At 63.8% G+C, this 24,545-nt stretch carries 25 protein-coding genes and 1 tRNA gene; 21 read left to right on the top strand and 5 right to left on the bottom strand.

Features of this window, described 5'->3' with window-relative positions; translation table 11 throughout:
* Nucleotides 1–81: 81 nt before the first annotated feature.
* Nucleotides 82–876 carry a universal stress protein gene (locus tag EWF95_RS00635; RefSeq protein WP_142442057.1) on the top strand — a complete coding sequence of 265 codons (795 nt, stop codon included), beginning with the start codon at nt 82–84 and terminating at the stop codon, nt 874–876.
* A 20-nt stretch (nt 877–896) separates the two neighbouring features.
* On the opposite strand, the gene purB is transcribed toward EWF95_RS00635, so the two are convergent.
* Nucleotides 897–2,309, bottom strand: a complete 1,413-nt coding sequence (gene purB / locus EWF95_RS00630; protein ID WP_142442056.1) for an adenylosuccinate lyase — start codon at nt 2,307–2,309, stop codon at nt 897–899.
* Between the two features lie 360 nt (nt 2,310–2,669).
* Between purB and purH the strand changes: the two genes are divergently transcribed.
* The 3 genes from purH to EWF95_RS00615 all read left to right on the top strand — a co-directional run bounded on the left by purH (nt 2,670) and on the right by EWF95_RS00615 (nt 7,376).
* The gene (gene purH / locus EWF95_RS00625) at nt 2,670–4,253 is read left to right on the top strand and encodes a bifunctional phosphoribosylaminoimidazolecarboxamide formyltransferase/IMP cyclohydrolase (RefSeq protein ID WP_142442055.1); all 1,584 of its coding nucleotides are present in this window, start codon (nt 2,670–2,672) and stop codon (nt 4,251–4,253) included.
* A 349-nt stretch (nt 4,254–4,602) separates the two neighbouring features.
* Complete coding sequence (locus tag EWF95_RS00620) at nt 4,603–5,775, top strand: tubulin/FtsZ family protein (RefSeq protein WP_142442054.1); 1,173 nt, start codon at nt 4,603–4,605, stop codon at nt 5,773–5,775.
* A gap of 197 nt (nt 5,776–5,972) precedes the next feature.
* Nucleotides 5,973–7,376, top strand: coding sequence for a hemolysin family protein (locus EWF95_RS00615; protein WP_142442053.1), 1,404 nt, complete (start codon nt 5,973–5,975; stop codon nt 7,374–7,376).
* Nucleotides 7,377–7,386: 10 nt separating this feature from the next.
* Here the strand turns inward: EWF95_RS00615 and EWF95_RS00610 are convergent, their stop codons facing one another.
* From EWF95_RS00610 to EWF95_RS00600, 3 genes are read right to left on the bottom strand one after another with little or no spacing between them, the layout of a single operon-like run.
* Nucleotides 7,387–8,013 (bottom strand): RNA 2'-phosphotransferase, encoded by a 627-nt coding sequence (locus EWF95_RS00610; RefSeq protein ID WP_142442052.1) that lies wholly within the window; start codon nt 8,011–8,013, stop codon nt 7,387–7,389.
* Nucleotides 8,014–8,035: 22 nt separating this feature from the next.
* Nucleotides 8,036–8,647 (bottom strand): hypothetical protein, encoded by a 612-nt coding sequence (locus EWF95_RS00605; RefSeq protein ID WP_185911651.1) that lies wholly within the window; start codon nt 8,645–8,647, stop codon nt 8,036–8,038.
* Entirely contained in the window at nt 8,640–9,707 is a 1,068-nt protein-coding gene (locus EWF95_RS00600) for a DUF3179 domain-containing protein (RefSeq protein WP_142442051.1), read from the bottom strand. The genes EWF95_RS00605 and EWF95_RS00600 overlap by 8 nt, the downstream gene beginning before the upstream one ends.
* A gap of 142 nt (nt 9,708–9,849) precedes the next feature.
* On the opposite strand from EWF95_RS00600, the gene EWF95_RS00595 reads away from it, so the two are divergent.
* The 6 genes from EWF95_RS00595 to EWF95_RS00570 all read left to right on the top strand — a co-directional run bounded on the left by EWF95_RS00595 (nt 9,850) and on the right by EWF95_RS00570 (nt 14,282).
* A complete protein-coding gene (locus tag EWF95_RS00595; RefSeq protein ID WP_142442050.1) occupies nt 9,850–10,074 on the top strand; it encodes a PLDc N-terminal domain-containing protein in 225 nt (74 codons plus the stop codon).
* Between the two features lie 39 nt (nt 10,075–10,113).
* Nucleotides 10,114–10,701, top strand: coding sequence for a thermonuclease family protein (locus EWF95_RS00590; protein ID WP_142442049.1), 588 nt, complete (start codon nt 10,114–10,116; stop codon nt 10,699–10,701).
* Nucleotides 10,702–10,855: 154 nt separating this feature from the next.
* Nucleotides 10,856–12,262, top strand: a complete 1,407-nt coding sequence (locus tag EWF95_RS00585) for a carotenoid oxygenase family protein (protein ID WP_142442048.1) — start codon at nt 10,856–10,858, stop codon at nt 12,260–12,262.
* Between the two features lie 71 nt (nt 12,263–12,333).
* Nucleotides 12,334–13,071 (top strand): class I SAM-dependent methyltransferase, encoded by a 738-nt coding sequence (locus tag EWF95_RS00580; RefSeq protein ID WP_142442047.1) that lies wholly within the window; start codon nt 12,334–12,336, stop codon nt 13,069–13,071.
* A gap of 55 nt (nt 13,072–13,126) precedes the next feature.
* Nucleotides 13,127–14,161: an NAD(P)/FAD-dependent oxidoreductase gene (locus EWF95_RS00575; protein ID WP_142442046.1), complete on the top strand. Its 1,035-nt coding sequence runs from the start codon at nt 13,127–13,129 to the stop codon at nt 14,159–14,161.
* A 50-nt stretch (nt 14,162–14,211) separates the two neighbouring features.
* Nucleotides 14,212–14,282 (top strand) — tRNA-Gly (locus EWF95_RS00570).
* 1,346 nt (nt 14,283–15,628) lie between these two features.
* On the opposite strand, the gene EWF95_RS00565 is transcribed toward EWF95_RS00570, so the two are convergent.
* Nucleotides 15,629–15,874, bottom strand: a complete 246-nt coding sequence (locus EWF95_RS00565) for a glutaredoxin family protein (protein ID WP_142442045.1) — start codon at nt 15,872–15,874, stop codon at nt 15,629–15,631.
* Between the two features lie 290 nt (nt 15,875–16,164).
* On the opposite strand from EWF95_RS00565, the gene EWF95_RS00560 reads away from it, so the two are divergent.
* From EWF95_RS00560 to EWF95_RS00510, 11 genes are all read left to right on the top strand, one after another.
* Nucleotides 16,165–16,449 (top strand): 50S ribosomal protein L44e, encoded by a 285-nt coding sequence (locus tag EWF95_RS00560; RefSeq protein WP_120082597.1) that lies wholly within the window; start codon nt 16,165–16,167, stop codon nt 16,447–16,449.
* 2 nt (nt 16,450–16,451) lie between these two features.
* Complete coding sequence (locus EWF95_RS00555) at nt 16,452–16,625, top strand: 30S ribosomal protein S27e (RefSeq protein WP_142442044.1); 174 nt, start codon at nt 16,452–16,454, stop codon at nt 16,623–16,625.
* Between the two features lie 12 nt (nt 16,626–16,637).
* Nucleotides 16,638–17,438, top strand: coding sequence for a translation initiation factor IF-2 subunit alpha (locus EWF95_RS00550; RefSeq protein WP_142442043.1), 801 nt, complete (start codon nt 16,638–16,640; stop codon nt 17,436–17,438).
* 21 nt (nt 17,439–17,459) lie between these two features.
* Nucleotides 17,460–17,642, top strand: a complete 183-nt coding sequence (locus tag EWF95_RS00545; RefSeq protein ID WP_142442042.1) for an RNA-protein complex protein Nop10 — start codon at nt 17,460–17,462, stop codon at nt 17,640–17,642.
* Nucleotides 17,643–17,646: 4 nt separating this feature from the next.
* Entirely contained in the window at nt 17,647–18,408 is a 762-nt protein-coding gene (locus EWF95_RS00540) for a proteasome assembly chaperone family protein (RefSeq protein WP_142442041.1), read from the top strand.
* A gap of 89 nt (nt 18,409–18,497) precedes the next feature.
* Complete coding sequence (locus tag EWF95_RS00535; protein WP_142442040.1) at nt 18,498–19,664, top strand: thiolase domain-containing protein; 1,167 nt, start codon at nt 18,498–18,500, stop codon at nt 19,662–19,664.
* The gene (locus EWF95_RS00530; RefSeq protein WP_142442039.1) at nt 19,661–20,074 is read left to right on the top strand and encodes a Zn-ribbon domain-containing OB-fold protein; all 414 of its coding nucleotides are present in this window, start codon (nt 19,661–19,663) and stop codon (nt 20,072–20,074) included. Before EWF95_RS00535 ends, EWF95_RS00530 begins: the two co-directional genes overlap by 4 nt.
* Before the next feature lie 63 nt (nt 20,075–20,137).
* Nucleotides 20,138–20,878 carry an NAD(P)H-hydrate epimerase gene (locus EWF95_RS00525; RefSeq protein ID WP_221886601.1) on the top strand — a complete coding sequence of 247 codons (741 nt, stop codon included), beginning with the start codon at nt 20,138–20,140 and terminating at the stop codon, nt 20,876–20,878.
* A gap of 61 nt (nt 20,879–20,939) precedes the next feature.
* Nucleotides 20,940–23,135, top strand: coding sequence for an AAA family ATPase (locus EWF95_RS00520; protein WP_142442038.1), 2,196 nt, complete (start codon nt 20,940–20,942; stop codon nt 23,133–23,135).
* Between the two features lie 95 nt (nt 23,136–23,230).
* The gene (locus EWF95_RS00515; protein ID WP_394348573.1) at nt 23,231–23,632 is read left to right on the top strand and encodes a DUF7522 family protein; all 402 of its coding nucleotides are present in this window, start codon (nt 23,231–23,233) and stop codon (nt 23,630–23,632) included.
* Between the two features lie 3 nt (nt 23,633–23,635).
* A complete protein-coding gene (locus EWF95_RS00510; protein WP_142442036.1) occupies nt 23,636–24,520 on the top strand; it encodes a hypothetical protein in 885 nt (294 codons plus the stop codon).
* The last annotated feature ends 25 nt before the right edge of the window (nt 24,521–24,545 follow it).

The following is a 24,545-nucleotide window of genomic DNA, read 5'->3' as shown; positions in this document are numbered from 1 at the left end:
AGCTCCTACATATATTAGTAAATCATCATTTCTCGTGAACGGTCAGTGGAATTTATATCCGAGCAGGCGTCATTGCGAGCCATGATCGCGGTCAACGACGCCGGGTCGACACCAACAACTGAGAGCCACGGGCCATGTCTTGTCGGCCACATCAGCGACGAGACAGCCGCGCGGCGTGGCGCGATGGTCGCCCACGCCATGGCGACCGTCCGGGACACCGAACTGCTTCTTGCGGAGTCGACCACCACACCCCCGGCTGACGATGTCCAACTACCGGCGGATCACCGCGACGCATACAGCCAGTCGGCCACCGCTGTCGCCGGGGCGAGCGATGTCGAACCTGCGGTCGATCAACGGAACCCCTCGGCCCTCGTGATGGAACGCGAGTCGCGGCCATCGCTGCTCTCGGGGCTCCGCGGTACCGACGCCGAGCGGCTGGCCGATCGGACAGATGTGCTCACCGTCGACAACCGCGGCGATGTCGAGACGCTGGCGTCGATCCTCGTGCCGATCGCCGGCGGCCGTCACAGCCAGCTGGCGGTCGAAACTGCTCGGGCGATCGCTGCCGCCAACGACGCGGCGATCGATCTCTTTCACGTGGTCGAAACTGAGGGGGCGGCGAGCCGCGAGCGTGGCGAACAGATCCTGGCGACGGCGTCGACCGCGCTGGGCGAGTTTGAGAACGTCGACACCTGGCTCTATGAGGCTGATTCGGCGGCTGATGCCATCATCGAGCAGTCGGAGTACTACGATCTGACGGTGATGGGCGCGCCGACTGTCGGCCCCTTGGAGCGGTTTGTCTTCGGCTCAACCTCGACTGATGTCCAACAGGATGCTGACTCCTCTGTCGTCGTCGCCCACGCCCACAGCCCCTGAGACGCAGCGCGCTCGGCTTCTTACTCCGTACTCTCTGCAAGATCGCTGGCAACACCGGTGTAGCCAGTCGGCGTCAACGCCAGCAGTTCTTCCCGAACGTCGTCGTCGACATCGAGTGATTCGAACAGGTCGTAGAAATCCTCGATGGTGACTTGCTTGCCGCGGGTCAGTTCCTTCACGCGCTCGTAGGCATCGGTATCACCCTCCCGACGGAGGATCGTCTGGACGGCCTCGCCGATGATTTCAGGCGTCGATTCGAGGTCGTCAGTCATCACCGCCTCGTTGGGGACGATCTTGCCGAGGCCGGCCTGCGTCTTGCCGTAGGCGATCAGACAGTGGCTGAAGGCCGCGCCGATGTTTCGTTTGACCGTCGAATCCGAGAGATCCCGCTGGAGCCGCGAGGTCGTCACGTAGTCGGCGAGGAAGGTGAGATCCGAGTTCGCCTTCGAGAGGTTGCCCTCGCTGTTCTCGAAGTCGATGGGGTTCACCTTGTGCGGCATCGTCGACGATCCGGTTTCGCCGTCGACGGTTTGCTGGCCGAGGTAGCGATCCGAGATGTAGAGCCACATATCCTGATCCAGATCGATCAGAACGTTGTTGACGCCGCGCAGCGCGTCGAAGAGCGCGGCCACGTCGTCACAGGGGTTGACCTGCGTCGTTACTGCGGCATGATCGAGCCCGAGATCAGCGACGAACTCGTGGGCGAAGGCCTGCCAGTCGACCCCGGGGAACGCGGCGTGGTGGGCGGCGTAGGTGCCCGAGGCTCCGGCGAGTTTGCCCGCGAGGTCGTCAGTCGCCGCCTGAACGCGCGCTATCGTTTTGCCAAGCCGAGCGGCGTAGACCGCCATCTCCTTGCCGAAGGTCGTCGGCGTCGCCGGCTGGCCGTGGGTGCGAGCGAGCATTGAGAGATCGCGGTGCTCGTGGGCGAGGTCGGTCAGCGAGTCGCGTATCTCCCGGAGTTCCGGCAGCAACACGTCCTCGACAGCCGGTTTGATCAGCAGCCGGTGGGCGAGGTTGTTCACGTCCTCGCTGGTCAGCCCGAAGTGGAGCCACGGGTAGAGTCGCTCGGCGTCGGCGACCGCGGCGGCCTCCTCCAGTCGAATCCGCAGGAAGTACTCGACGGCTTTCACGTCGTGGTTCGTCGCGCTGTAGCCCGCCGCCCCCTCGACTTCAAGCCGTTTGATCAACTCGGCGTCGTCGCCGTCGAAATCTTCGTAGGTAGCCCGGATCGCTGCCTCCTCGTCGGCAGTGAGATCGAGACCGACAGCGTCGAGCTCGGCGAGCGCGATCAGGTATTCGGCTTCGACACGCACGCGAGCGCGCATGAGCCCGGATTCACTGGCGTACGGCGAGAGGGGAGCCGTCCGGCGGCTGTACCGTCCGTCCAACGGCGAGACCGCCGCCAGCGGGTCACTACGGGAGAGACCGGTCATAGCCGACGGTGCCCGTGGCAGTCGCAAAAGCGTGTCGAAGGGCCACTACAGAATGTTTGGATGCGGATCTGAGTGAGACAAATACGCGTATAGAAAGCCCTCGGATCTCTCGACTCCCGGGACTCCCTGCGCTCCTCGTCACTCGCTTCGCTCGCTCCTGCAGTGCTTGCGTCGTCCGGGTTCGTCGAGAGAACCTCGCCCTTTCAGTCCGCCAGGTGTGTGGCTGAGAGGCTTACCGAGGAACCTGCTTGCACGTTTGTTTCGGAATACCATCGCGTCACTATATCGTGTGAATCCCTCGCAGAGTCAGCTACTACGGCCGACCGCAACTGTTTTTCCCGCCCCGAGAAACGCTGAGATATGGTGAAAATCGCCGGCTTAGCGAGCAATCGCGGCCGAAATCTGCTGCATATCGCCGACCGCGCGCCGGGCGGTGCGGAGCTGGCTATCGTCCTGACGAACGAGGACGGCGCGCCCGTCGTCGAGGGGGCCGCCGAGCGCGGCATCCCGACCGAAGTCGTCACCCGCGAGGACGGCGAATCCCGCGAGTCACACGAACAGCGCATCATTGACACGCTGGAAGGGTACGATTTCGACCTCGTCTGTCTCGACGGCTACATGCGAATTCTGACCGACGAGTTCATCGACAACGCGCCGACGACGCTCAACGTCCACCCCTCGTTGCTGCCGGCGTTCCCCGGCATGGACGCCCACGAGCAGGTGCTTGACGCCGGGGTTCGCATGACCGGCTGCACCGTCCACGTCGTCACCGAGGAAGTCGATGCCGGCCCCATCGTCACCCAAGAAGCCGTACCGGTCTACGAGGGCGACGACGTTGACGACCTCAAAGATCGCGTCCTCTACGAGGGCGAGTTTACCGCCTACCCACGGGCTGTTCGCTGGTTCGCGGAGGATCGCGTCAGCGTCGACCGCGCGGCCGAAAACGTCGAAATCGAAGGCGACACCGGCGGCGACTTCCCACAGCGACGACTCGTCGCCGACGACCTCGCCGACACGCTGCGGTACGGCGAAAATCCCCACCAGGACGGCGCGGTCTACGCCGACGGCACCTGCGAGGAAGCCAACGTTGTCTCCGCACCACAACTTAACGAGGGCGCGAAGGAGCTGTCGTACAACAACTACAACGACGCCGACGGCGCGCTCAATCTGATCAAGGAGTTCGACGAGCCCGCCGCCGCCGTCATCAAACACACCAACCCCGCAGGCTGTGCCGTCTCGGACTCGCTGGCCGACGCCTACGACCGCGCGCTCCGCACCGACCCCAAGAGCGCGTTCGGTGGCGTCGTCGCGCTCAACCGCACCTGTGACGCCGAAACCGCCGAGCAGGTCGTCGACTCCTTCAAGGAGGTCGTCATCGCGCCCGGCTACACCGACGCCGCCCTCGACGTGCTGACCGAGAAAGACAACCTCCGCATCCTCGATGTGGGCGAACTCGGCGACATCTCGGAGACGATGACCGAGAAGCCGATTGTTGGCGGGCGGCTCGTCCAAGAGCGCGACCTCGCGTCGCCAGATCCTGAAGACTTCGAAGTCGTCACCGAGCGCGAGCCGACCGACGAGGAACTCGAAACGATGTCGTTCGCGTGGCAAACCCTGAAGCACGTCAAATCCAACGGGATCGCGTTTGCGACTGGCACCGAGACGGTCGGTCTCGGCGTCGGGCAGGTCTCCCGTGTCGACGCCGTCGAACTCGCCGCGAAGAAATCCGAGCGCGACGCCGAAGGCAAATCAGCCGAGGGTGCGGTCATGGCCTCCGACGCGTTCTTCCCGTTCCCGGATGGGATCGACGCCGCCGCCGAGGCCGGCATTGAGGCCGTGATCCAGCCCGGCGGCTCTGTCAACGACGAGGACGTGATCGAGGCTGCCGACGACCACGGGATGGCGATGGTCTTCACCGGGATGCGTTGTTTCAGACATGACTGAACGAAGTGAAGGAATGTCTGAAAGCGGCGTGTGAGCGAAGCGAACACGCACGCCTTCCGCCACGACTGAGCGTAAGCGAAGGAGTTGCGGAAGTCAGTGAACGAGTGAAACGAGTTCACGCTATTTTAGACACGACTGAGTGGAACGAAGGAGTGTCTAAAGTCAGCGAACGAACGAAGCGAGTTCACGCGATGGTAGACAGGAGTGAGCAGCATAGATACCTAAGTCCGACAGTTGGGGACTGCCTCCGACAACCTACAGACAGAAAACGGCCGGTAAGCCGTTGTTACACTCGCGCCGCTGTAGTAGCCCCTGATGTACAAAGTCGGTTCGTTCTAAGGGGTCTCGCATGAAACTCGCCGTGATCGGCTTCGGCAACGCCGGTGGGAAAATAACCGACAAACTGCTCTGGTACGAACAAAAGACCAACCGGGATCTCATCAAAACAGCACTCTCAGTGAACACCGCCCGGGTCGATCTCGCCCGACTCGAACACCTCCCGGAGGAACACCAGTTCCTGATCGGCCAGACCGATTCCCGCGTGAAAGGCCACGGCGTCGGTGCCGATCCGGAACTCGGCGCGGAGATAACCGAGATGGATCGCCACGAGATCGACCGCGCGCTGGATACCGTGCCGGTGTACGATATCGACGCGTTTCTCGTCGTCGCCGGGCTGGGCGGTGGCACGGGAAGCGGCGGTGCCCCGCGGCTCGCCGAACAGATCCGCGAGCAGTACGACGAACCGGTTTATGGCCTCGCTGTGCTCCCCAGTCGGGACGAAGGCGGCCGGGCCGTACTGAACGCTGCGCGCTCGTTTCGGACGTTCGCCGATTCGACGACGAATCTCATCCTGTTCGATAACGACGTCTGGCGCGGCAGCGGGGATACGGTCGAAGGCGGCTACGACCGCACCAACGAGGAGATCGCAAAGCGCGTCGTCACACTACTCAGTGCGGGCGAGATCGATGACTCGCCGGTCTCCGAAAACGCGATGGATTCGAGTGACATCCGCCGGACACTCTCGGAAAACGGGGTGAGTACGATCGCCTACGCCGAAAGCGACCGGATTCCCGAACAGGGCGGGTTCCTCTCAAGCCTCCGGTCGAACGGCACCCACGACTGGAACGGTGCGGACAGTGCCACGAAGGTAAACGGGTTGATCAGGCAGGCCGTCCAGTCACGGCTTACCTGTCCGGCGGATATCGATTCGGCGGAACGCTCGCTGCTGATCGTGTCGGGGCCGGGGGAGGCAATTTCGCGGAAGGGCATCGAGAGCGGTCGCCGGTGGATCGAACAGACGACCGAAAGCGTCGAAGTCCTCTCGGGGGATGATCCCCGACCTGATGCCGACACGCTTTCTGCGGTCGTGTTGCTCTCGAATGTGACCGATATCCCCTCAATCGATCAGCTACAGGAACAGGCCGTCGAAGCAAAGGAGAACATCGAAAAACAGGAAGAGGTGCGGAAGGAGGAAACTGAAGAGTTGCTGACCGACGACGACGATGTGCTCGATCCGATCTGATCTGATCTGATCGGCCCGGGGCGACCCAGTTCGGAGCCGATACTCGGCGACAACCCAAGCAGCAGGGCTTAGTAGACACGTCAAAAACCTGGAGCCATGTTTCCCCGCCGTCAGTCGTCCCGTTCGCGTTGGCAACGCTGTCACGACGATGGTCGCTGCCTGAATAGTGCCGATACGCCCACTGCCGGAGGCGACCGATGGTAGCACTCGCGTGGTCGGCAGGCCGACTCCTCGCAGCACTGTTTTTGGTGGGGCTCAACGGCTTTTTCGTCGCCTCGGAGTTCGCCCTCGTCAAGATCCGCTCGACCGCCGTCGAGCAGATGGTCGATGAGGGTCGCCCGGGCGCAAAAACGCTCCAGGAGGCCGTCAACAGCCTCGACGACTACCTCGCGGCGACACAGTTGGGGATCACCGTCGCCTCACTCGGCTTGGGGTGGATCGGCGAACCTGCGGTTGCCGCGCTGCTCGAACCCGTCTTGGAACCGGTGTTGCCGGCTGGCACGCTCCACATCGTCGCCGTCGCCATCGGATTCAGCGTCGTGACGTTCCTCCACGTCGTTTTCGGCGAGTTGGCACCGAAAACCGTCGCCATCGCCGAGGCCGAAAAGCTCGCGCTGCTGATCGCGCCGCCGATGAAGTTCTTCTACTACCTGTTTTACCCCGGTCTCATCGTCTTCAACGGTGCGGCAAACCGATTTACCGGGCTGCTCGGCATCCCGGCGGCTTCCGAAACCGAGGAAACGCTCTCCGAGGAGGAGATCAGGATGGTACTCGCCCGAGCCGGGAGTGACGGCTCTGTTGCCGGCGAGGAAGTCGAGATGATCGAACGCGTCTTCGAACTCGACGACATCACCGCCCGCGACGTGATGGTGCCACGCCCGAACGTCGTGACCGTCCCGGCCGGGATGCGGTTCGCCGAGGCACGCTCGCTGGTGATCGAGCACGGCCACACGCGCTACCCCGTCATCGACGACACCGACAACGAGGAAGCGGTCGTCGGCTACATCGATACGAAGGATCTGCTCGCGGCGAGTGTTGAGGATACCGACGACATGACCGCCGGCGAGATGGCCCGCGACCTCCCGCTCGTGCCCGAGACGATGCCGGTCGCCGATCTGCTGTCGCTGCTCCAGGATGAACACCACCAACTCGCCGTCGTTATCGACGAGTGGGGAACCCTCGAAGGCATTGTCACCGTCGAAGACATGATCGAGGTCGTTGTCGGCGACCTCCAGGATGCCTTTGACGCGCGAACGCCGGAACCAACGATCACGGACGTCGACGGCGGCTATCTCGTCGACGGCGCGTGTTCGGTACAGCAGGTCAGCGACGCGCTTGGTGTCGACTTCGACACCACATATGGGACGATCGGTGGACTGACGCTCGGTCGACTCGGCGGCTCCCCGACCGTTGGCGAGACGGTCACTGCGGGCGGCTACCGGATCGAAGTCACCGCGGTCGACGGGGCGAGAGTCGAACAGGTGCGACTCACGCCGATCGATGAGGGTGCTGACGGGAGCGATGTCGATCCCAACACCCCCGAAAACGACGACAGCGACGACAGCGACGATCCGGGTGACGACACAGCCGAGTCGGGGTAACGACACCCGTTCAGTCGCGTTCCGAGAGATAGCGCGGTGGGACGCGGTCGGTCGTGTAGACGCTTTTTCCACGTTTCGTGATCGTCCGGCCGTCGTCGCCCATTGCGGCCGCGTCGACCCGCAGGATGACGGGATCGGTCGCATGACGGCTGCCGACCTCCTTCGCATCGTCGACCGACTCGCTGAGGTGGACGTACTGCCGGTTCATCGGTTTGAGTCCTGACTCGTGGATCGAGTCGAGTGCGTCCGGCGCGGTGCCGTGGTACAGCGTGTCAGGTACCGGCGTCCCACCGGATTCCAGATCGACGTCGACCGAGTGGCCGTAGGCGGCCCGCACCCGGTCGTTGTCGACCTCGAAGCGGCCTTTTGGATCGGTTTGGATGATGCCGATGACCGCCTCGCGGTCGATATTGTACTTCTCGCTTGCACGATCGATGACGCTATCGAGGGCTGTCCAGCCGGCCTCGTCGAGGTCGAGTCCGGCATCCTCGGGGAAGTGCCGCAACGCGCCGCTGAGGAATTTTGATATCTGTCGTCGGGTCGAGCCATCGAGAATGTGGGTTCCGGCCGCTCCGCAAGAGGGGCACTCTGCGGTGTCGAAGTAGCCGTGGTCGTCGCAGCAGGCGATATTGCTCATTGTCGCTTCGGGTGTTGTACGCCTACTCCCCACCGGCTGATGGATGTTTCGCCGACCCAACAGTGATCTGTCGGCCGACCAGTAGCAGGCTCCCGAGTAGCATGAGCACGGCCGCCGGCAGCAGAAACTGAAACGCGGTCAACAGCGCGCTTGAGGCCTGAATCCCGACGGCGATCAACACGACCGGGCCACAGCAGGCCGTCCCCGAGAGCAACGCCGGAATCCCGGCGACGAGGCCGGATGAGGACTGGCCGATCCCGCAGGCTGCCGGCTGTCGCCACGCCAGGTAACTGACTGCGAGGTTCAGCCCGACCAGCGCGGCGACCGCGCCGCCGAGCAGTGTGTTCAGCGAGGCCAGATAGGTGACCGGGCCGAGTACGACGCTGGCGACCGGGCGAAACGAGAACGTGCCTTCGGACTGCAGCAGCGTCGCCAGCGGGTCGTCGACGACGGTGACGCTGAAACCGCCCAACCCGGCGGCAAGATGACCGATGGCCCACAGATACACGAGGAGATACGCGGTGCTCACGGCGGCGAAGACCAGTTGTCCGTCCCGCCGGCGGAGCGTCATCGCCGACGCGGCTCGCGTCTTCGAGAGCGCGCCAGCGAGCCGGGCGAGCCGTGTGTCAGTCATAGACGTTCGTCTCGGGGTAGTAGCCGACCCACGCGAACCACATCGCGTCGAAGGTGTGGATCCGCGACAGCGGGAGTGCGTCGGGTGCGTACGTCGAGCCGTCGATGGCGAGCTGTCCCGCCTCCGCGGTGACCGCCTGCTCGTCGGGATTTTGGTAGATGTAGCCGGTGTCGTAGCGGTCGTCGTAGACGGCGACGACCGGCGTGCCGCCGAGGTCGCCAATCATCGTCCGTTGCTCTCGGAGCGCGTCCTTGAGAAAGGCGACCGCGCCGTCGGCGGTGCGGGCTCCCATCACGACGCGCTTGGGGTGGTAGCGGTCGTCGTCGACACGCCCGGGAAACAGCATGCTCTCGCTGTCGTAGTAGCCGCCGCGAGGGTTGTAGGAGCCGTATGGATCGCGGCCGTAGTTCTGTGCGTAGCCGGTGTCCGTCGAGAGGACGTGGGTATCCGGGTGTTGCTCGCGCCACGCCTCCCACGTCGTCCAGATAAGGCGGAATTCCCGAAGCGACCGAATTTCCGGATTTTCGTTCCAAGGCCCCGGGATCGCCGTCGCGAGGATCTGTGGCCACCACGCCTCCGTCGTCCGGTCGTACATCACGAGATTGGCGTTGATGAGCCGGCCCGAAACGCCGAACTCGGTGTTGCCGCGGTAGAACCCCTGGACGGTGCCGGTCAACGGGCAGTAGGTGACGCTAACCGGCGTCCCGTCGAGGTCGTCGTTGCAGATCTCGTGGGAGACGAGGATCTTCTGGGGGTAGGCTTTCGTCGCGCCGTCACGGGCAACGCCGAACACCGGATCACCCGGATCGAGGAAGTCGACCTCGTCGGGCTCGATGAAGGAAGGGTCGTCGATGGAAGGGATGCCGTCTTTCGAGGGCCCGCCGGAGCGGGCTTCGTCGGTGAGGGCGGCGGCGGTCGTCGGCAGCGGCAACCCCTCGTCGGCCGTTGGGAGGTCGAGCGGGCCGGAGAGCGTCTCGCCGCCGGCGTCGCCGCTGCTACAGCCGGCGAGGGCGGCGATCCCGGTTGCAGCGAGGAGGTGGCGTCTGGTAAGGCGGGTCACAGGCTATCTTCGCCGGAACACTACATAACCGTTGAGCGGGTGTGCAGCGGCCGCACAAACCCCAAATTGGTTGAAGCTGCCGACGTGGCTGAACGGGAGTCAAACCACAACCGATTTGAGACTCCCGCCGACAGATGCGCGTATGTTGCCCTCCATTGTCCTGGCTTTCCCGGGGCCAGCAACCTTCTTCATCATGGTGTTTGCAGTGCTGACGTTGGTTGTCCAGCTCGCTTTGATCGTCTGGACGTACGCCGATGCCACCGAGAACAGCGGCCAGCCGGCGTTCCTGTGGGCGATCGTCGTCTTCCTCGCCCCGCTGCTCGGGATCGTGCTGTACTTTCTGCTTGGGCGAACGGCCCTCGATTGAAGCCGCTCGTTTCTTGTCACCACCGCCACCATGAGGCGTATGCAGCACCGACGCGCCGCGGCTGTCGTCCTCGCGCTCGCTGTCGTTGTCGTCCTTGCCGGCTGTAGCGGGATTTCCCCGCTGCCGACGCCGGATGCCGAGCCGACGGCCGAGCCTGTCGTGACGGCCGAAGGGCTGTCGTGGAACGTCACGGTCACCCGTGTCATCGATGGCGACACAGTTGAGATCCGGTACGCAAACGGCACCACTGAGACAGTTCGACTCCTCGGTGTCGATACGCCGGAAACACCGCCAAATACCGTCTCGCCGGGGGAGTTCGAGGGGATCCCTGACACCGAAGCCGGCCGAGCACACCTCGTTTCGTGGGGTGGGAACGCAACCGAGTTCGCCGAGCGCACGCTAGCCGGCACGGAAGTTCGGCTCGTCGTCGACCCCGAGTCGGATCGCCGTGGCGGCTACGGCCGGCTGTTGGCCTACATCTACGTTGACGGCGAGAACTTCAACTCGCTGCTGCTGTCAAACGGCTACGCGCGGCTCTATGAGAGTGAGTTCCGGCTTCGGGACTCCTTCGCCACGACCGAAGCGACCGCACAGCAAGAGCGGGTCGGGATCTGGGATTTCGAGTGAGTTGCCGGTGGGCGTGACCCCTGGACGTTCTGTCGGCATATTTGTCGATCGTCGTGCTTGACGTGCTGTAGGTAGCAGTCAACTGGCTGCTGCCGACACGGAAGGGAGCAGGAACCGCCAAGGGTTGATATCGCTGGCTCGCCGACCATGTGGTGTGGCCGATTCGACCCCACTCGGCTTTCGGTCAGCCACGACCGAGTACGACGACTACCGCCCGCCCATCGAGGGAACGATCCCCGGGTGGCTCTCGGGGACGCTCATCCGCAACGGCCCCGGGCGGTTCACCGTCGGTGATCGGCGCGTCAACCACTGGTTTGACGGGTTGGCGATGCTGCGCCGGTATGCCTTCGATGATGGCGCGGTACGGTACTCGAATCGCTTCCTCCGCAGCGACGCGTATGCTGACGCTGAGGCCGGCCGACTGACCGGGCAGTTCGGTACCGACACCCGCGGCTGGCGGCGCGTGTTCGATACCCTCCGGTCGTTCGGTCTGCCGGAGCCGACCGATAACGCCAACGTCCATGTCGCCAGGATCGACGGCGAGTACGTCGCCCTTACTGAGGCCCCTCGTCGAGTTTCGTTCGACCCGGAGACGCTGGCGACCCACGGCGAGTTCATTTTCGACGACGACATTACCGAACATATCACCGCGGCCCATCTCGTCGACGACCCCCACCACGAGGAACTGATCGGCTTTGCGACCCAGTTTGGCCGTCAACCGCAGTACCATCTCTACCGGATTCCACGCGACAGCCGCCGTCGGGAGCTGATCACCTCGATCGACGCCCGCGGGCCGGCGTACATCCACGACTGCAGTGTGACCGACCGCCACGTCCTGCTGGTCGAATCGCCGCTGACGCTGTCGATCTTGCGCGCCCTGAACCCGTTTTCGGAGGGCGCGATCGATATGTTGCGGTGGGAACCCGAGCGAGCGACGCGGCTGCTCGTTGTCGACCGCGGGAGTGGCGAGCTGGTCGCCGAACCGACCTTCGAGGCGACGTTCTGTTTCCACCACGTCAACGCCTTTCGGGACGAAAGCGAGATCGTCCTCGACCTTATCGAGTTCCCCGACAGCGACATCGTCGGCGCGCTGTCGATGGCCGAACTCGACGGCGAGGGGTTCCCTGACGTGCCGGATGGCCGGCTCGTACGATACCGGATCGACCCCGCCAGCGACGACATCGCTCGGACACGGCTGTACGCCGGCGGGATGGAACTGCCGCGTGTCCCGCGGGCCGCGGTCGGTCGTCGCCACCGCTACGCCTACGGCCAAGCCACCGACCGCGATGGTGCCACCGGGCTGGTGAAAGTCGACTGCGACGACGGCACGGCACAGGAGTGGTGGGCGGAGTCGGTGTATCTTGAGGAGCCGATCCCGATCCAGCGACCCGACGGCGACGCGATCGACGACGGTGTCGTGGTGGCGACCGCACTCGACGTGGCGCGAGAACAGACCAGCCTACTCGTCTTCGATGCCGAGACGCTAACGCTGCAAGCACGGGCCGCCCTGCCGCACGTCGAGCCGTTTGGATTTCACGGTCGGTTTTTCGCGGATGAATAGCCGCCGTTCTCGGTGTCGATATCGCTCGGGGATGCAGGACGGTTTTATCGCCGGTCGTGGAACCACCAGGTATGAGCGAAGAGTCGGAGTCGTCGTCGACACCAACCGACAGCGAGGAGCGAGCGGCCGGGGATGTTCAGGCTGTCTACGACCGTATCGCCGACCACTTCGCGTCGACGCGAGCCTACGCTTGGCCCGAGGTCGAGTCGTTCGTGACGGCGATCGCCGACCACGAGGGGCTTGATCGGGGCCTCGATCTCGGCTGTGGCAACGGTCGTCATACCGAGCTTCTGGCCGAACACGGTGCCGACGCCATCAGCGTCGACGTGAGCCGCGGGCTGTTGTCGGCGGCGGCGACCCGCCAACGCGACCACGGGTTTGCTGCCGATCTCGTGCAGGGCGATGCGGCCACGCTCCCGTTCGCTGACGACACCTTTGGGCAGATCGTCTATGTCGCAACGCTGCATCATCTCCGGCCGGAGTCGACACGCCGGGAGAGCCTCGCCGAACTCGGGCGCGTGTTGCAGCCGGGTGGGCTCGCGCTCATCTCGGCGTGGAGCACCGCCCACGATCGCTTCGACGCCGAGACGGCCTTTGACACGACCGTCGAGTGGACGCTACCCGGCGGCGAGACGGTCGATCGATACTACCACATCTACGATCCTGAGGCGTTTCGGGCGGCCCTGAACGCTGTCGACGCGATCGAACCCCTTGTTGTGACCGTCTCCAGTGGGAACTGTTATGCGATCGTGACAACCGCCGACAGCGACGCGACGCCGATCACGTGGCCCGTCGAATCGATATTGTAGCTGGCTCGCATAACTGGTGCGGAGTTATATGACTGGGGGCGTTAGGGAGGTATACATGAGTACCACGGAGGGTGTTGATCCTGAGGTCGAGGCCGACGAGTATGAGGTTGCGGTGGTCGGCGGTGGGCCGGCTGGGCTGTCAGCCGCGCTGTACACGACGCGGCTGAGCCACGACACGGTCGTCATCGACCGCGGCGGCGGCCGCGCGGCGATGATGCTGGATACGCACAACGTCATCGGGGTTCCCGAGGAGATCTCGGGCAACGAGTTTCTCCAGACCGCCACCGAGCAGGTCGAAAGCTACGGCGGCGACGTGGTTCGGGATCTCATCGACGAGATCGCCCGAACCGACGACGGCCGGTTCCATCTCAGCGGCAACGATACCGAGATCGTTGCCGACCGTGTCGTTCTCGGGATGGGCTTTTCGGATGAGCGACCCGAGCCGCCGCTACCGCGAACCGGGAAGGGGCTGCACTACTGTCTGCACTGTGATGCCTACATGTTCATCGACGAATCGGTGTATGTGATGGGCACCGGCGAGGCTACGGCCCACGTCGCCATGATCATGCTCAACTTCACCGACGAGGTTGATATTCTGACTCGTGGCGACGAGATCGAGTGGAGCGAGGAAACCCAGCGACTCGTTGAGGGTCATCCCGTCGACGTGATCCACGAGGACATCGAGAGCCTCTCGAAGGGCGAGGATGGCTGGCTCGAAAGCTTCACCTTCGAGGATGGCACCACCCGAGAGTACCGCGGCGGCTTTGCGATGTATGGCTCGGATTACAACACCGGACTGGCGACCGATCTCGGCTGTGAGCTCAACGATGACGGAACGGTTGTTGTCGACGACCACGGGGCGACAACCGTCGATGGGGTCTACGCTGTCGGCGACATCACGCAGGGCCACAATCAGGTGCCGGTGGCGATGGGCAAGGGTGCTCGCGCCGGGTTGGCGATCCACAAGGAACTGCGGACATTCCCCAAGTCGCTGGCCGAACTTGAGGCTGAGGGGCCGGTCGCGGAGACCGAGGTGCCAGGGGTTTCGCCGGAGCTTCGGGAGGCCGCCGCGACGTTTGCCGACGACTGACGACGCTGAATCGGTAAGGTATTAGTGTGCCACCGGAAAGTGGGTGGTGCGTGCCGGTGGTCTAGTGGTAGGACCTGAGCCTTCCAAGCTCATGGCCCGGGTTCAAATCCCGGCCGGCACAGTACGAGCGCGGCGCACTATCCGCGCCGCGCGGTTCTTGCTTCGCCGGATTTGAATCCTCCCAGTCGCGCACAGCGAACGAAGTGAGCGAGCACGTCTGGGTTCGGTTCAAATCCCGGCCGGCACATACTGCCGAAGATAACACTGCGAGCGACTGCCATATCGCTCACTTCTCGTCGAAAGCTGTCTGTATCACGCCGGATTTGAAACAGCGAGTGACGCGAACGGAGTGAGCAAACGAGTGAGGTTCAAATCCCGGCCGATCCCTGCGGCTCGCGGCATTGCTCATCACAGGAATCGGTCGTCTCGAAGTGCTCAGCAACCGATACCTGTGATCGACACAGCGACGACGAGACACACAAGCTATCCAGACAGTTGGCGTCTCCGCCGTTCTATTGATAATTTCAACATATTTGGCAGCTAACCACAATTCACATACAGAAACATTCGTTATCGTTTGGTTTCTCAACTATTGCCGCGATCTGGGGATCGATTGAACAACAAAATTTACTCTCACCCGAGTTGTACATTATTTTATTCACGGCAAATTCGCATATCTCTCACAGATTTCCGCTTTAGTCAAACAAATATATGCATATACCGTGTTTTTAGATGCGATGATGGCAAGAAAGTCAGTTGAAACAAAACGATCAAGTATCAAAACCGCTCGATACAAGCGGTTCCGGGCAACCACCGACAGCGGCTCGCGGTACAGCCGCATGCGGGCGACGAGCGGCACCGTCTACCGGCGTCGTTCCCAGCGCCGCCGTCGCTAACGCGACCGCGGTTGCTGTCGTCCCACTGTGCCACCCTTCGGTGGCCACCCACTCCACCTGGTGTTTTCGTGTTGACCCACGCGCTACTCATCCCGTGGGTTTTCGTGCTACCGCCGTTGACAGCGAGCCTCGCGTACCCCATCGTGGTGAGTGTGTCATAGAACGATGCTCGTGCGTTTCCGAACAGCGTGAGACAAAATCTGATACTGATACCAAAATCTGATACCCTACGCTTCCCGACACCAGCCTGATGCATTGGTTTCGAAAAGCGCGGTACGCGATCGCGCTGGTAGTGATGCCACTGGCCGGACTCGGCTTCGCTACACAGATCGACGAATATTCCACGCCATATGTTGCAACAGTGTATCTCATGTTGGCAGGCATGTTTGTGCTGACCGTCGGGCTCGCGTATGCAGACCAGTCACTAACCGAGTGATGCTCTTGTGCCCTGAGTGGTGTGCTGACACTCTGAGTGGTGACTAACGCCTGGGAAAAGCGTCCCCGTGGAGGGACTGAACGCCATCGATCTCGTTGTGTCTCACTCGATCCGTGGTCACTGCCGCGAGCGTCGTCAGTTGTAGTTCTCCTTGAGATACGAGGAGATATCACCGCTGTCGGCGATGTAGCCCTCCGGGAGATCGTCGCTGACGAGCACCGGGACACCGCGCTGGCCGGTGATCGATTCGAGATCGTCGCGGTCGGCCTTTGATTCCGGGACGATGACCTCCTCGTGGTTGACCTCAAGTACGTCAAGCATGCGGCGCACGCGTTTCGAGTACGGACAATCTGGTCGGTCGTAGAGGGTGAATGCTGACATGCAGATGTGGGTGCGGCTGGTGGTCGGATAGTGATTTTTCAACAATCGATCCGACTCGGCACGAAGAGTGCTCAAACTCAGTTCAAATTCTGGGTGGCTATTGCTCGTCGTCCGTCACTGCATCAACCCCTTAGCAACTCGCCCATCAGTTGGTGTGTGCAGTGACGCTGCTATCGTAGTCGACGCCGAAGCGCAGATCTGTGCCTAAGTGCTTTTCCAACCACTTCACTGACCGCGAACCAAACGCGTTTTATATACTCACGGCAAAGCGACGCCAAGGAGATTACACCATGGAAATGCCACGCCGGATGAATACATACTGTCCGCACTGTGATGCTCACCACGAACACGAAGTCGAGAAGGTTCGCTCCGGTCGCTCCACCGGAATGAAGAAGGTACAAGACCGCCAGCGCGACCGTCAGACCTCGACGATCGGCAACGCCGGGAAGTTCTCGAAGGTGCCCGGTGGCGACAAGCCAACGAAGAAAACCAACCTCACCTACCGCTGCAGCGACTGTGGCACCGCCCACATCCGTGAGGGATGGCGCGCCGGCCGACTCACCTTCCAGGAGTAAGTATGGCAGGCAACTTTGTTACCGTCGAATGCAGCGACTGCGGCAACGAACAGATCGTCTTCGAGAAGACCGCGACGGTCGTCAACTGTGCGGTCTGCGGCACCACGCTGGCGACGCCGACCGGCGGCAAAGCCACCATCGACCACGAGGTCGGCGAGACCGTCGAGGCACGGTAAGCCCCCCGATCAATGAAGTACAGTGGCTACCCCGAGGTCGGCGACCTTGTCGTCGGTGAGGTCGATGAGATCGCCGACTTCGGCGTGTTCGTCGATCTGGATGAGTACGAGGACAAACGTGGGCTGGCTCACATCAGCGAGGTCGCCAGCGGCTGGATCAAAAACGTCCGCGATCACGTCCAGGAAGGCCAGACCGTCGTCGCCAAGGTGCTGGATGTCGACGAGTCCTCCCAACAGATCGATCTCTCGATCAAGGATGTCAACGAACACCAGCGCAAGGACACCATCCAGGCCTGGAAAAACCAACAGAAGGCCGACAACTGGATGGAGCTCGCCCTCGGCGAGGATGTCGACGACGACACCTACAGCACGGTCGTCAACGGCCTGCTGGCCGAATACGACACGCTGTACGAGGCCTTCGAGCAGGCGGCGATCCACGGCACCGACGCCCTCGACGACACCGATCTCGGCGAGGAACACGTCCAAGCGATCGTTCAGACCGCCCGCAACAACGTCTCGGTGCCGTACGTCACCGTCACGGGCTACGTCGATCTGCGCTGTCCAAGCCCCGACGGCGTCGACGACGTGAAAGAAGCTCTCCAAGCGGCGGAGGGCAACGGCGAGGTGCCACCCGAGGTTGAACTCGAAGTCACCTACGTCGGCGCGCCCGAATACCGGATCAAGGTGCAGGCACCGGATTACAAAACTGCTGAATCCGAGCTTGAGGCGAGTGCCGACCGCGCCACCGAGGCCATCGCGGCCGCCGGCGGCGAGGGCGAGTACCACCGCGAGCGACGCGAAGACGACGAGTAATCCGCACTCTCTTCTCGTTTTATGAAATCCGATATCCGCGTCTGTGGCGCGTGGAAGACCGAACACGACCGGCCGGTCTACAGCCTCGGCGACACCTGCCCCGAGTGCGGCAACCCGACCGAAAACAGCGCGCCCGCCCCGTTCAGTCCCGAAGATCCCTACGGCGAGTACCGACGGGCTCTTAAGCGAAGCGACCGCGAGTAGGGCCATGGACGAAATCGAGATCAACTCGCTTGCGGAGCCTGATCTCCGCGATCCGGTGTTGATCGAAGGACTGCCGGGCGTCGGCCATGTCGGCAAGCTTGCGGCCGAACATCTCGTCGAGGAGCTCGACAGCGAGCTGGTACGACAGGTGTACGCCGACGAGTTCCCGCCGCAGGTCACCGTCGACGACGAGGGGGTTGCCGATCTCACCTGCGCGGAACTCCATGCTGTCACGACCGAGGGTGATGGCCCTGATCTCGTCGTGTTGACCGGCGACCACCAGGCAGCCACCAACGCCGGCCACTACAGGCTGGCCGACGCCTTCCTCGATGCGGCCGAATCGCTCGGCGTCGAGACCGCCTACGCGCTTGGCGGCGTCCCGACCGGTGAGCTCATCGAGGAGTATACGGTGCTTGGCGCGGTTACGACCGAGGGCCAGCGGTCGCCGCTCGAAGACGCCGGCGTCGAGTTTCGCGCCGATGAGCCAGAGGGCGGGATCGTCGGCGTCAGCGGTCTGATCCTCGGGCTGGGAAAACGACGTAGCCTCGATGCGGCCTGTCTGATGGGCGAAACGAGCGGCTACCTTGTCGACCCCAAAAGCGCACAGGCGGTGCTCGAAGTGCTGGAGACGGTACTCGACTTCGAGGTTGATTTCAGCTCCCTGGAGGATCGCGCCGAGGAGATGGAGGAGGTCGTCGGCAAGATCCAGGAGATGCAGTCCCAACAGCAGGCGATCCCCGACGAGGAACTGCGGTACATCGGCTGAAATGGGGCTGCGTTGCCAACGCGTCGGGGTCCACCACAGCGACCGCCGACTGAGTCATCGTTTTATCCTTTGCTGTTGAATTCCCAAGTATGACGACTGTGCGTGTCGCCGGCGTCGGTCTGACGCCGTTCGGCGACCACGGCGACCGCGCCGGCCGCGATCTGTTTGCCGAGGCCGCCGCCGCGGCCATCGACGACGCCGGGATCGATCGCGGGGCGATCGATCGCCTCGATTATGGTAACTTCATGGGCGCACTCGCAGAAAAGCAGGGCCACCAAGCCCCGCTGATGGCCGAGGCCGCCGGTCTCGACTGCCCGGCGACACGCTACGAGGAGGCCTGCGCCTCCGCCGGCGTCGCCGTCAAAGCCGCCGTCGAGGCGATCCGCGCGGGCACCGCCGACCTCGTTATCGCCGGCGGGATGGAGCGGATGACCTCTCTTGACACCGGCGCGGTCACCGACGCGCTGTCGATCGCGGCCGATGAGCTGTACGAGGTACGGGCCGGCATGACATTTCCGAGCGCGTACGCGCTGATGGCGCAAGCGTACTTCGATCGCTTCGGCGGCGGCCGCGAGGATCTCGCACACATCGCGGTCAAAAACCATGCAAACGCCGTTCCAAACGAGTACGCCCAGTACCAACGCGAGATCACCGTCGACGACGCCCTTGACGCGCCGCCGGTCGCCGAGCCGCTGCATCTCTACGACGCCTGCCCGATCACTGACGGCGCGAGCGCGATTGTTCTCACATCCGATGAATACGCCGCCACCCACGATCTCGACGCACCGGTGGCGATCACCGGTGTCGGCCAAGGCGGCGACCGCCTCGCCTTGCAGGATCGAGACGCGATCGCCGAAACGCCGGCCGCGACGGCGGCTGCCGAGACCGCCTACGCCGACAGCGGGATCACCGCCGCCGACATCGATGTGGCCGAGGTTCACGACTGTTTCACCATCGCCGAAGTGATGGCTCTCGAATCGCTCGGTATCGCCGACAGCGGCGAGGGGATCCTCGCCGCCCGCGACGGCATAACGACCCCCGACGGCGACTGCCCGGTCAATCTTTCTGGTGGGTTGAAAGCCAAAGGCCACCCGGTCGGCGCGACCGGGGGGAGCCAGATCGCCGAACTCACGCGCCTGCTCCGCGGCGATCACCCTAACAGCGAGTACGTCGCCAACGCGACCACCGGTGTCGCGCACAACGCCGGCGGTACCGTCGCCAGCGCGGTGGTTCACGTGTTGGAGGTGGCCGAATGACCGACGAGAATCCAACCGTAGATGACCAACCCGCCAGCTACGACGAGTGGCTTGACGCCATCGACGCTGGCGAGGGGTTCTATCTCGAATCACCGGCCGGCGTCGGCTCGTTGCCACCGCGCCGCGTTTGTCCCGAAACCGGCTCGACCGACCTGACACACGAACCGCTGCCCGAGATCGGCACCATCGAAACCTACAGCGTCGTCCACGTCGCCACGCCGGGGTTCGCCGACGACACGCCATATATCAGTGCCATCGCCGACTTCGGCCCGGTTCGGATCACGGGCGTCGTTCGCGGCGTCGATCCCGAAACTATCGATGATCTCGTTGGCGACCCCGTCACCGTGAGCGTCGGAACGCGGGCAACGACCGATGACCGCGTCGTTGTCCTGTCTCCTCCCGAGTCATAACGCTAGGTCTCCACCGGTGACCCTCGGCGACGAGGATTTGTCGTTGTCCCCCAAAGTAGTAGCATGGATCACGACCTGTTTCGGACAGCTGCTGGCGACCCGGTGGCGGCGGTCACCGCCGCGGAGATGGCCGAGGTCGATCGCGTTGCCGTCGAGGAGTTTGGGCTCGGCATTATCCAGATGATGGAACACGCCGGGCGAACGCTGAGCCGGGTTGTCATCGAAGGCGACGCCGACCGAATCACCGTCGTCGCCGGCGGCGGTGGCAACGGCGGTGGCGGACTGGCCTGCGCCCGCCATCTCGCTGCCCGCGACCGCCTGCACAGGGTCGTTCTCGACCGCTCGCCTGACGAGTACGAGGGCGCGCCGGCAACACAGCTTCGGCTGCTCGAAGGGATGGGCGTCGAGCTTGTTGACGCGGCAGCAACGCCCGACGATTCGGCGACAGCCGCCATCACCGACGCCGACCGCGTCATCGACGCGCTCATCGGCTATGGGCTGACCGGCGCGCCGCGTGGGGTTGCCGCCGAACTCATCACGGCGATCGAGTCGGCTCCGGGGCCGGTCACCGCGTTGGATGTGCCGTCCGGAGTCGATGCGACCACCGGTGAAGCCGCCGGGGCGGTCGCCACACCTGAGACGACGCTCACGCTCGCGTTGCCGAAAACCGGGTTGGCCCCGCTCGATGGCAGTCTCGTCTGTGCTGATCTGGGGATTCCGGCCGGCGTCTACGCGGCCGCCGGGATCGAGTACGAGCATCCGTTCGGCGATCGGTTCAGCGTCGAACTCAGCCTTGCTGAGTGATGCATAGTACCACACCGCACGTGTCGAGACCCCTAAACCACAGGCCGCCCAAAGCGGGGTCATGAGCGACGACGAGGGGTTGACGCTTACCGTCCGGAGCGCGGAGAAACGCGACGCCGGCCGGGGGATCGCCCGGCTGCCGGACGGCGCGATCCGCGAACTCGGCGTGCTGAGCGGCGATACGGTCGTCATCGAGGGCGAGACAGCGACGGTCGCCAAGGTCTGGCCCGGCGGCCACGACGTGCCGAGCGGGGTCGTCCTTATCGACGCCGACACCCGCGCCAACGCCGACGTGAAGGTTGGCGAGCAAGTACGAGTGAAGAAGGAATCCGTCGCCGAGGCCGAGTCGGTGACGCTGCAAGCCCCCGACGAACTGCGCACGGTTGATATCGCCCACGACACCATCGAAACGGCGGTCAAACGCGGCTTGCGGGATCGACCGATCAGAGCCGGCGAAGGAGTCCGGATCGAACGGCTCGCCGGCAGCCGATTTGTCGTCACCGACACCGATCCCGACGGCACCGTTCGCGTCTCCGGGTCGACGGACGTGACCGTCACACCGATCACCGGCAGCGACGCCAAGGGCGGTGAATCGGCCGGCGATAAGCTCCGAAACACGGTCGATCGGGCCACAGGCAGAGCGGGCGACGCCGGCGACGCCCCACAGCAGCCAGCGACAGGCGTCACCTACGAGGATATCGGCGGTCTCGACGACGAACTCGAACTCGTCCGCGAGATGATCGAACTCCCGCTGTCGGAGCCGGAGGTCTTCACCCGGCTCGGCGTCGACCCACCAAAAGGTGTTCTCCTGCATGGGCCGCCGGGCACCGGCAAGACCCTGATTGCGAAGGCCGTCGCCAACGAGGTCGACGCGACCTTTCTCACCGTCTCGGGCCCGGAGATCATGTCGAAGTACAAGGGCGAATCGGAGGAAAAACTCCGGGAGAAATTCGAGGAAGCCGCCAACAACACGCCGGCGATCATCTTCTTCGATGAGATCGATTCGATCGCGGGCAAACGCGACGACGGCGGCGATGTTGAGAGCCGCGTTGTCGGCCAACTCCTCTCGTTGATGGACGGCCTCGACGCCCGCGGCGACGTGATCGTCATCGGGGCGACCAACCGCGTCGACTCGCTGGATCCCGCCCTGCGGCGCGGCGGCCGCTTCGATCGTGAGATCGAGATCGGCGTCCCCGGCGTCGTCGGCCGCCACGAGATCCTGGAGGTTCACACCCGTCGGATGCCGCTGGCTGACGACGTTGACATCGAGGGACTGGCCGACCGCACTCACGGCTTTGTCGGCGCGGATCTCGAATCGCTGGCCACGGAGGCCGCGATGACCGCCCTCCGGCGGACGCGACACGCCGGCGACGATCTCCGGACGGTCGAGGTCACCCGAGAGGACTTTGAATCGGCGATGACCGCGGTCGAACCCTCCGCGATGCGGGAGTACGTCGCCGAGCAGCCGACGACAACATTCGACGATGTTGGCGGGCTCACCGAGGCGAAACAACAGCTCACCCAGGCTGTGACCTGGCCGCTGCAGTACGGCCCGCTGTTCGATGCCGCCAACACGACCCCACCGACCGGAGTGTTGCTGCATGGCCCTCCCGGCACCGGCAAAACACTGCTTGCACGGGCGATCGCTGGCGAAAGCGAGGTCAACTTCATTCAGGTGCGCGGCCCGGAGCTGCTGGATCGCTATGTCGGCGAGAGCGAAAAGGCCGTCCGGGAGGTCTTCGAGCGCGCCCGCCAATCTGCGCCGGCGATCATCTTCTTCGATGAGATCGACGCCATCGCCGGCGACCGAGACGGGTTAGGCGGGGATAGCGGCGTCGGCGACCGCGTTGTGAGCCAACTGCTGACCGAACTCGATCGGCTCAGCGATGTCCCGAATCTCGTTGTGTTGGCCGCGACCAACCGCCGGGACAGTCTCGATGGGGCACTGCTCCGCTCGGGCCGACTCGAACGGTCGATCGAGGTGCCGACCCCGGATGCCGACACCCGCCGGGCGATCCTCGACGTTCAGACTCGCGGCATGCAGCTGACCGACGATGTCGACCTCGATTCGATCGCTGCGACGACCGAGGGAGCCTCCGGGGCCGATCTCACCTCGATCTGCCGGGAGGCGTCGCTGCTGGCGATCACGGAGCTGACCGAGCAGTACGAGGGGCTCACAGCCAACGACCACGCCGACGAGCTGGCGGTCACCGCAGCCCACTTCGAGGCGGCCAAAGACTCGGTACTTGCGTCATAATCCCGTATCCCGGTGGCGATTGACAACCACCTCGGGTGGCGGCGACCGGCGGGAGCGACCCGTGGTTTGAAGCCGACCCCAACCCAAGGCCGACCATGAGCGACGAGGAACCCATGAGCGAGAAGCCACTCACCGCCTCCCGAGCAGAAAAACTCAAAACCGTCTGCCGGAGCGCGGTCGGTGACAGCTGTCGGTCGGTCACCTACTTCGATGCGACCAACTATATGCAGGTGTATCTCCGCGATGATCTCGAACAGGATGCCGATCTGATGTCGTTTATCGGCCACGAGTGGCACGACTACAAAACGACGACCGATGCGTATGCGGGCTCGGAGCTCGGCAAATACCGTTACTCGATCCGGGTGTTCGAAAACGGGTTTCTGGTTCGGGTTGGCCGCGGCGACCGCGGGGTGTTCGTGACAACCGACGGCCTGAAGCTCAAGGATTTTGACTCCCTTGTCGCGGCCATCTCCGAGCTGTTCGAAAGCTGGGAGTAAGCCGTGGCAGCCGGCCGCCTTCGAACGCTGCTCGGCGTCCCGGTGACGGCCCTGCGCTGGTGGCGACGAACGACGACCGCCCCGCTTGCCGAACAGTATCTCGTCTTGCTCGTTTTGCCGGCAACGCTGAGCCTGAGCTGGCTGCTTGGGATCGGCGACGGCTTGGGGTTCAGTCTCGCCGCCGACTCGGTGACCGCCGACGGGCGAACCCTGCTCACCGCCTTTACGGCGAACTACATCCACGTCAGCGGGCGACATCTGTTTGATAACCTCCTCAACTTCTGGCTGACGCTGTTTGCGCTCTACCCGCTGGTAGCGATCGCCGGCTGGGGGCGACGGTTTCGCCGCCTGACGCTCGGCTATCTGCTTGTCGTGCCGTTTGTCGTCGCGTGGGTGACGCTGGCGACGCTGGGACAGGTCACCGATCAGCCGTCGGTCGGCTTTTCGGGGATCGTCGCCGCCTTTCTCGGGCTGTTGCCGGTCGTCCTCGCCGCCGCCGGGGGCGAACTCACCGACGGCAGGTTCGATCCGGCCTGGAGTGTGGTGCCGTTTTTCGCGTCGCTGGCTGTCGTGTTTGCGGTGCCATCGGTGTGGTATTTTCCGGTGCAGCCGCTGGTCGCGCTTGGTTGTGGCGGGACGGGGCTGCTCGCGGCCGGACTGCTCTGGTGGGTCGAGCCACCACGGGAGATCATTGCCGCCGCACAACCGCTGTCGGCCGACCACCGGCTGGCGTTGCTGATCGGTACCACTGTCTTCGTCTTCGGCGTTGTCGGCGCGCTGGTGATCGTTCCACCCGGCACCAACGTCTGGGGCCATCTGACCGGCTACGTCACCGGCTTCCTGCTGGCGTATCTCGGCTACGTCATCGTTCCAGCATTGCGTCGGTAGATCACCAGCCTGTGCTGTCACCATC

The organism is Halonotius roseus, from assembly GCF_006861655.1.
Classification (GTDB): domain Archaea; phylum Halobacteriota; class Halobacteria; order Halobacteriales; family Haloferacaceae; genus Halonotius; species Halonotius roseus.
This window is presented reverse-complemented; position numbering and strand designations above follow the sequence as displayed.

Coding starts and splice junctions, on each gene's coding strand:
- EWF95_RS00555 (WP_142442044.1), top strand. CDS start 16,452: ATGGCAGGCAACTTTGTTACCGTCGAATGCAGCGACTGCGGCAACGAA.
- EWF95_RS00615 (WP_142442053.1), top strand. CDS start 5,973: ATGGTAGCACTCGCGTGGTCGGCAGGCCGACTCCTCGCAGCACTGTTT.
- EWF95_RS00590 (WP_142442049.1), top strand. CDS start 10,114: ATGCAGCACCGACGCGCCGCGGCTGTCGTCCTCGCGCTCGCTGTCGTT.
- EWF95_RS00520 (WP_142442038.1), top strand. CDS start 20,940: ATGAGCGACGACGAGGGGTTGACGCTTACCGTCCGGAGCGCGGAGAAA.
- EWF95_RS00540 (WP_142442041.1), top strand. CDS start 17,647: ATGGACGAAATCGAGATCAACTCGCTTGCGGAGCCTGATCTCCGCGAT.
- purH (WP_142442055.1), top strand. CDS start 2,670: ATGGTGAAAATCGCCGGCTTAGCGAGCAATCGCGGCCGAAATCTGCTG.
- EWF95_RS00580 (WP_142442047.1), top strand. CDS start 12,334: ATGAGCGAAGAGTCGGAGTCGTCGTCGACACCAACCGACAGCGAGGAG.
- EWF95_RS00575 (WP_142442046.1), top strand. CDS start 13,127: ATGAGTACCACGGAGGGTGTTGATCCTGAGGTCGAGGCCGACGAGTAT.
- EWF95_RS00595 (WP_142442050.1), top strand. CDS start 9,850: ATGTTGCCCTCCATTGTCCTGGCTTTCCCGGGGCCAGCAACCTTCTTC.
- EWF95_RS00565 (WP_142442045.1), bottom strand. CDS start 15,874: ATGTCAGCATTCACCCTCTACGACCGACCAGATTGTCCGTACTCGAAA.
- EWF95_RS00635 (WP_142442057.1), top strand. CDS start 82: ATGATCGCGGTCAACGACGCCGGGTCGACACCAACAACTGAGAGCCAC.
- purB (WP_142442056.1), bottom strand. CDS start 2,309: ATGACCGGTCTCTCCCGTAGTGACCCGCTGGCGGCGGTCTCGCCGTTG.
- EWF95_RS00530 (WP_142442039.1), top strand. CDS start 19,661: ATGACCGACGAGAATCCAACCGTAGATGACCAACCCGCCAGCTACGAC.
- EWF95_RS00550 (WP_142442043.1), top strand. CDS start 16,638: ATGAAGTACAGTGGCTACCCCGAGGTCGGCGACCTTGTCGTCGGTGAG.
- EWF95_RS00605 (WP_185911651.1), bottom strand. CDS start 8,647: ATGACTGACACACGGCTCGCCCGGCTCGCTGGCGCGCTCTCGAAGACG.
- EWF95_RS00610 (WP_142442052.1), bottom strand. CDS start 8,013: ATGAGCAATATCGCCTGCTGCGACGACCACGGCTACTTCGACACCGCA.
- EWF95_RS00525 (WP_221886601.1), top strand. CDS start 20,138: ATGGATCACGACCTGTTTCGGACAGCTGCTGGCGACCCGGTGGCGGCG.
- EWF95_RS00515 (WP_394348573.1), top strand. CDS start 23,231: ATGAGCGACGAGGAACCCATGAGCGAGAAGCCACTCACCGCCTCCCGA.
- EWF95_RS00535 (WP_142442040.1), top strand. CDS start 18,498: ATGACGACTGTGCGTGTCGCCGGCGTCGGTCTGACGCCGTTCGGCGAC.
- EWF95_RS00545 (WP_142442042.1), top strand. CDS start 17,460: ATGAAATCCGATATCCGCGTCTGTGGCGCGTGGAAGACCGAACACGAC.
- EWF95_RS00560 (WP_120082597.1), top strand. CDS start 16,165: ATGGAAATGCCACGCCGGATGAATACATACTGTCCGCACTGTGATGCT.
- EWF95_RS00620 (WP_142442054.1), top strand. CDS start 4,603: ATGAAACTCGCCGTGATCGGCTTCGGCAACGCCGGTGGGAAAATAACC.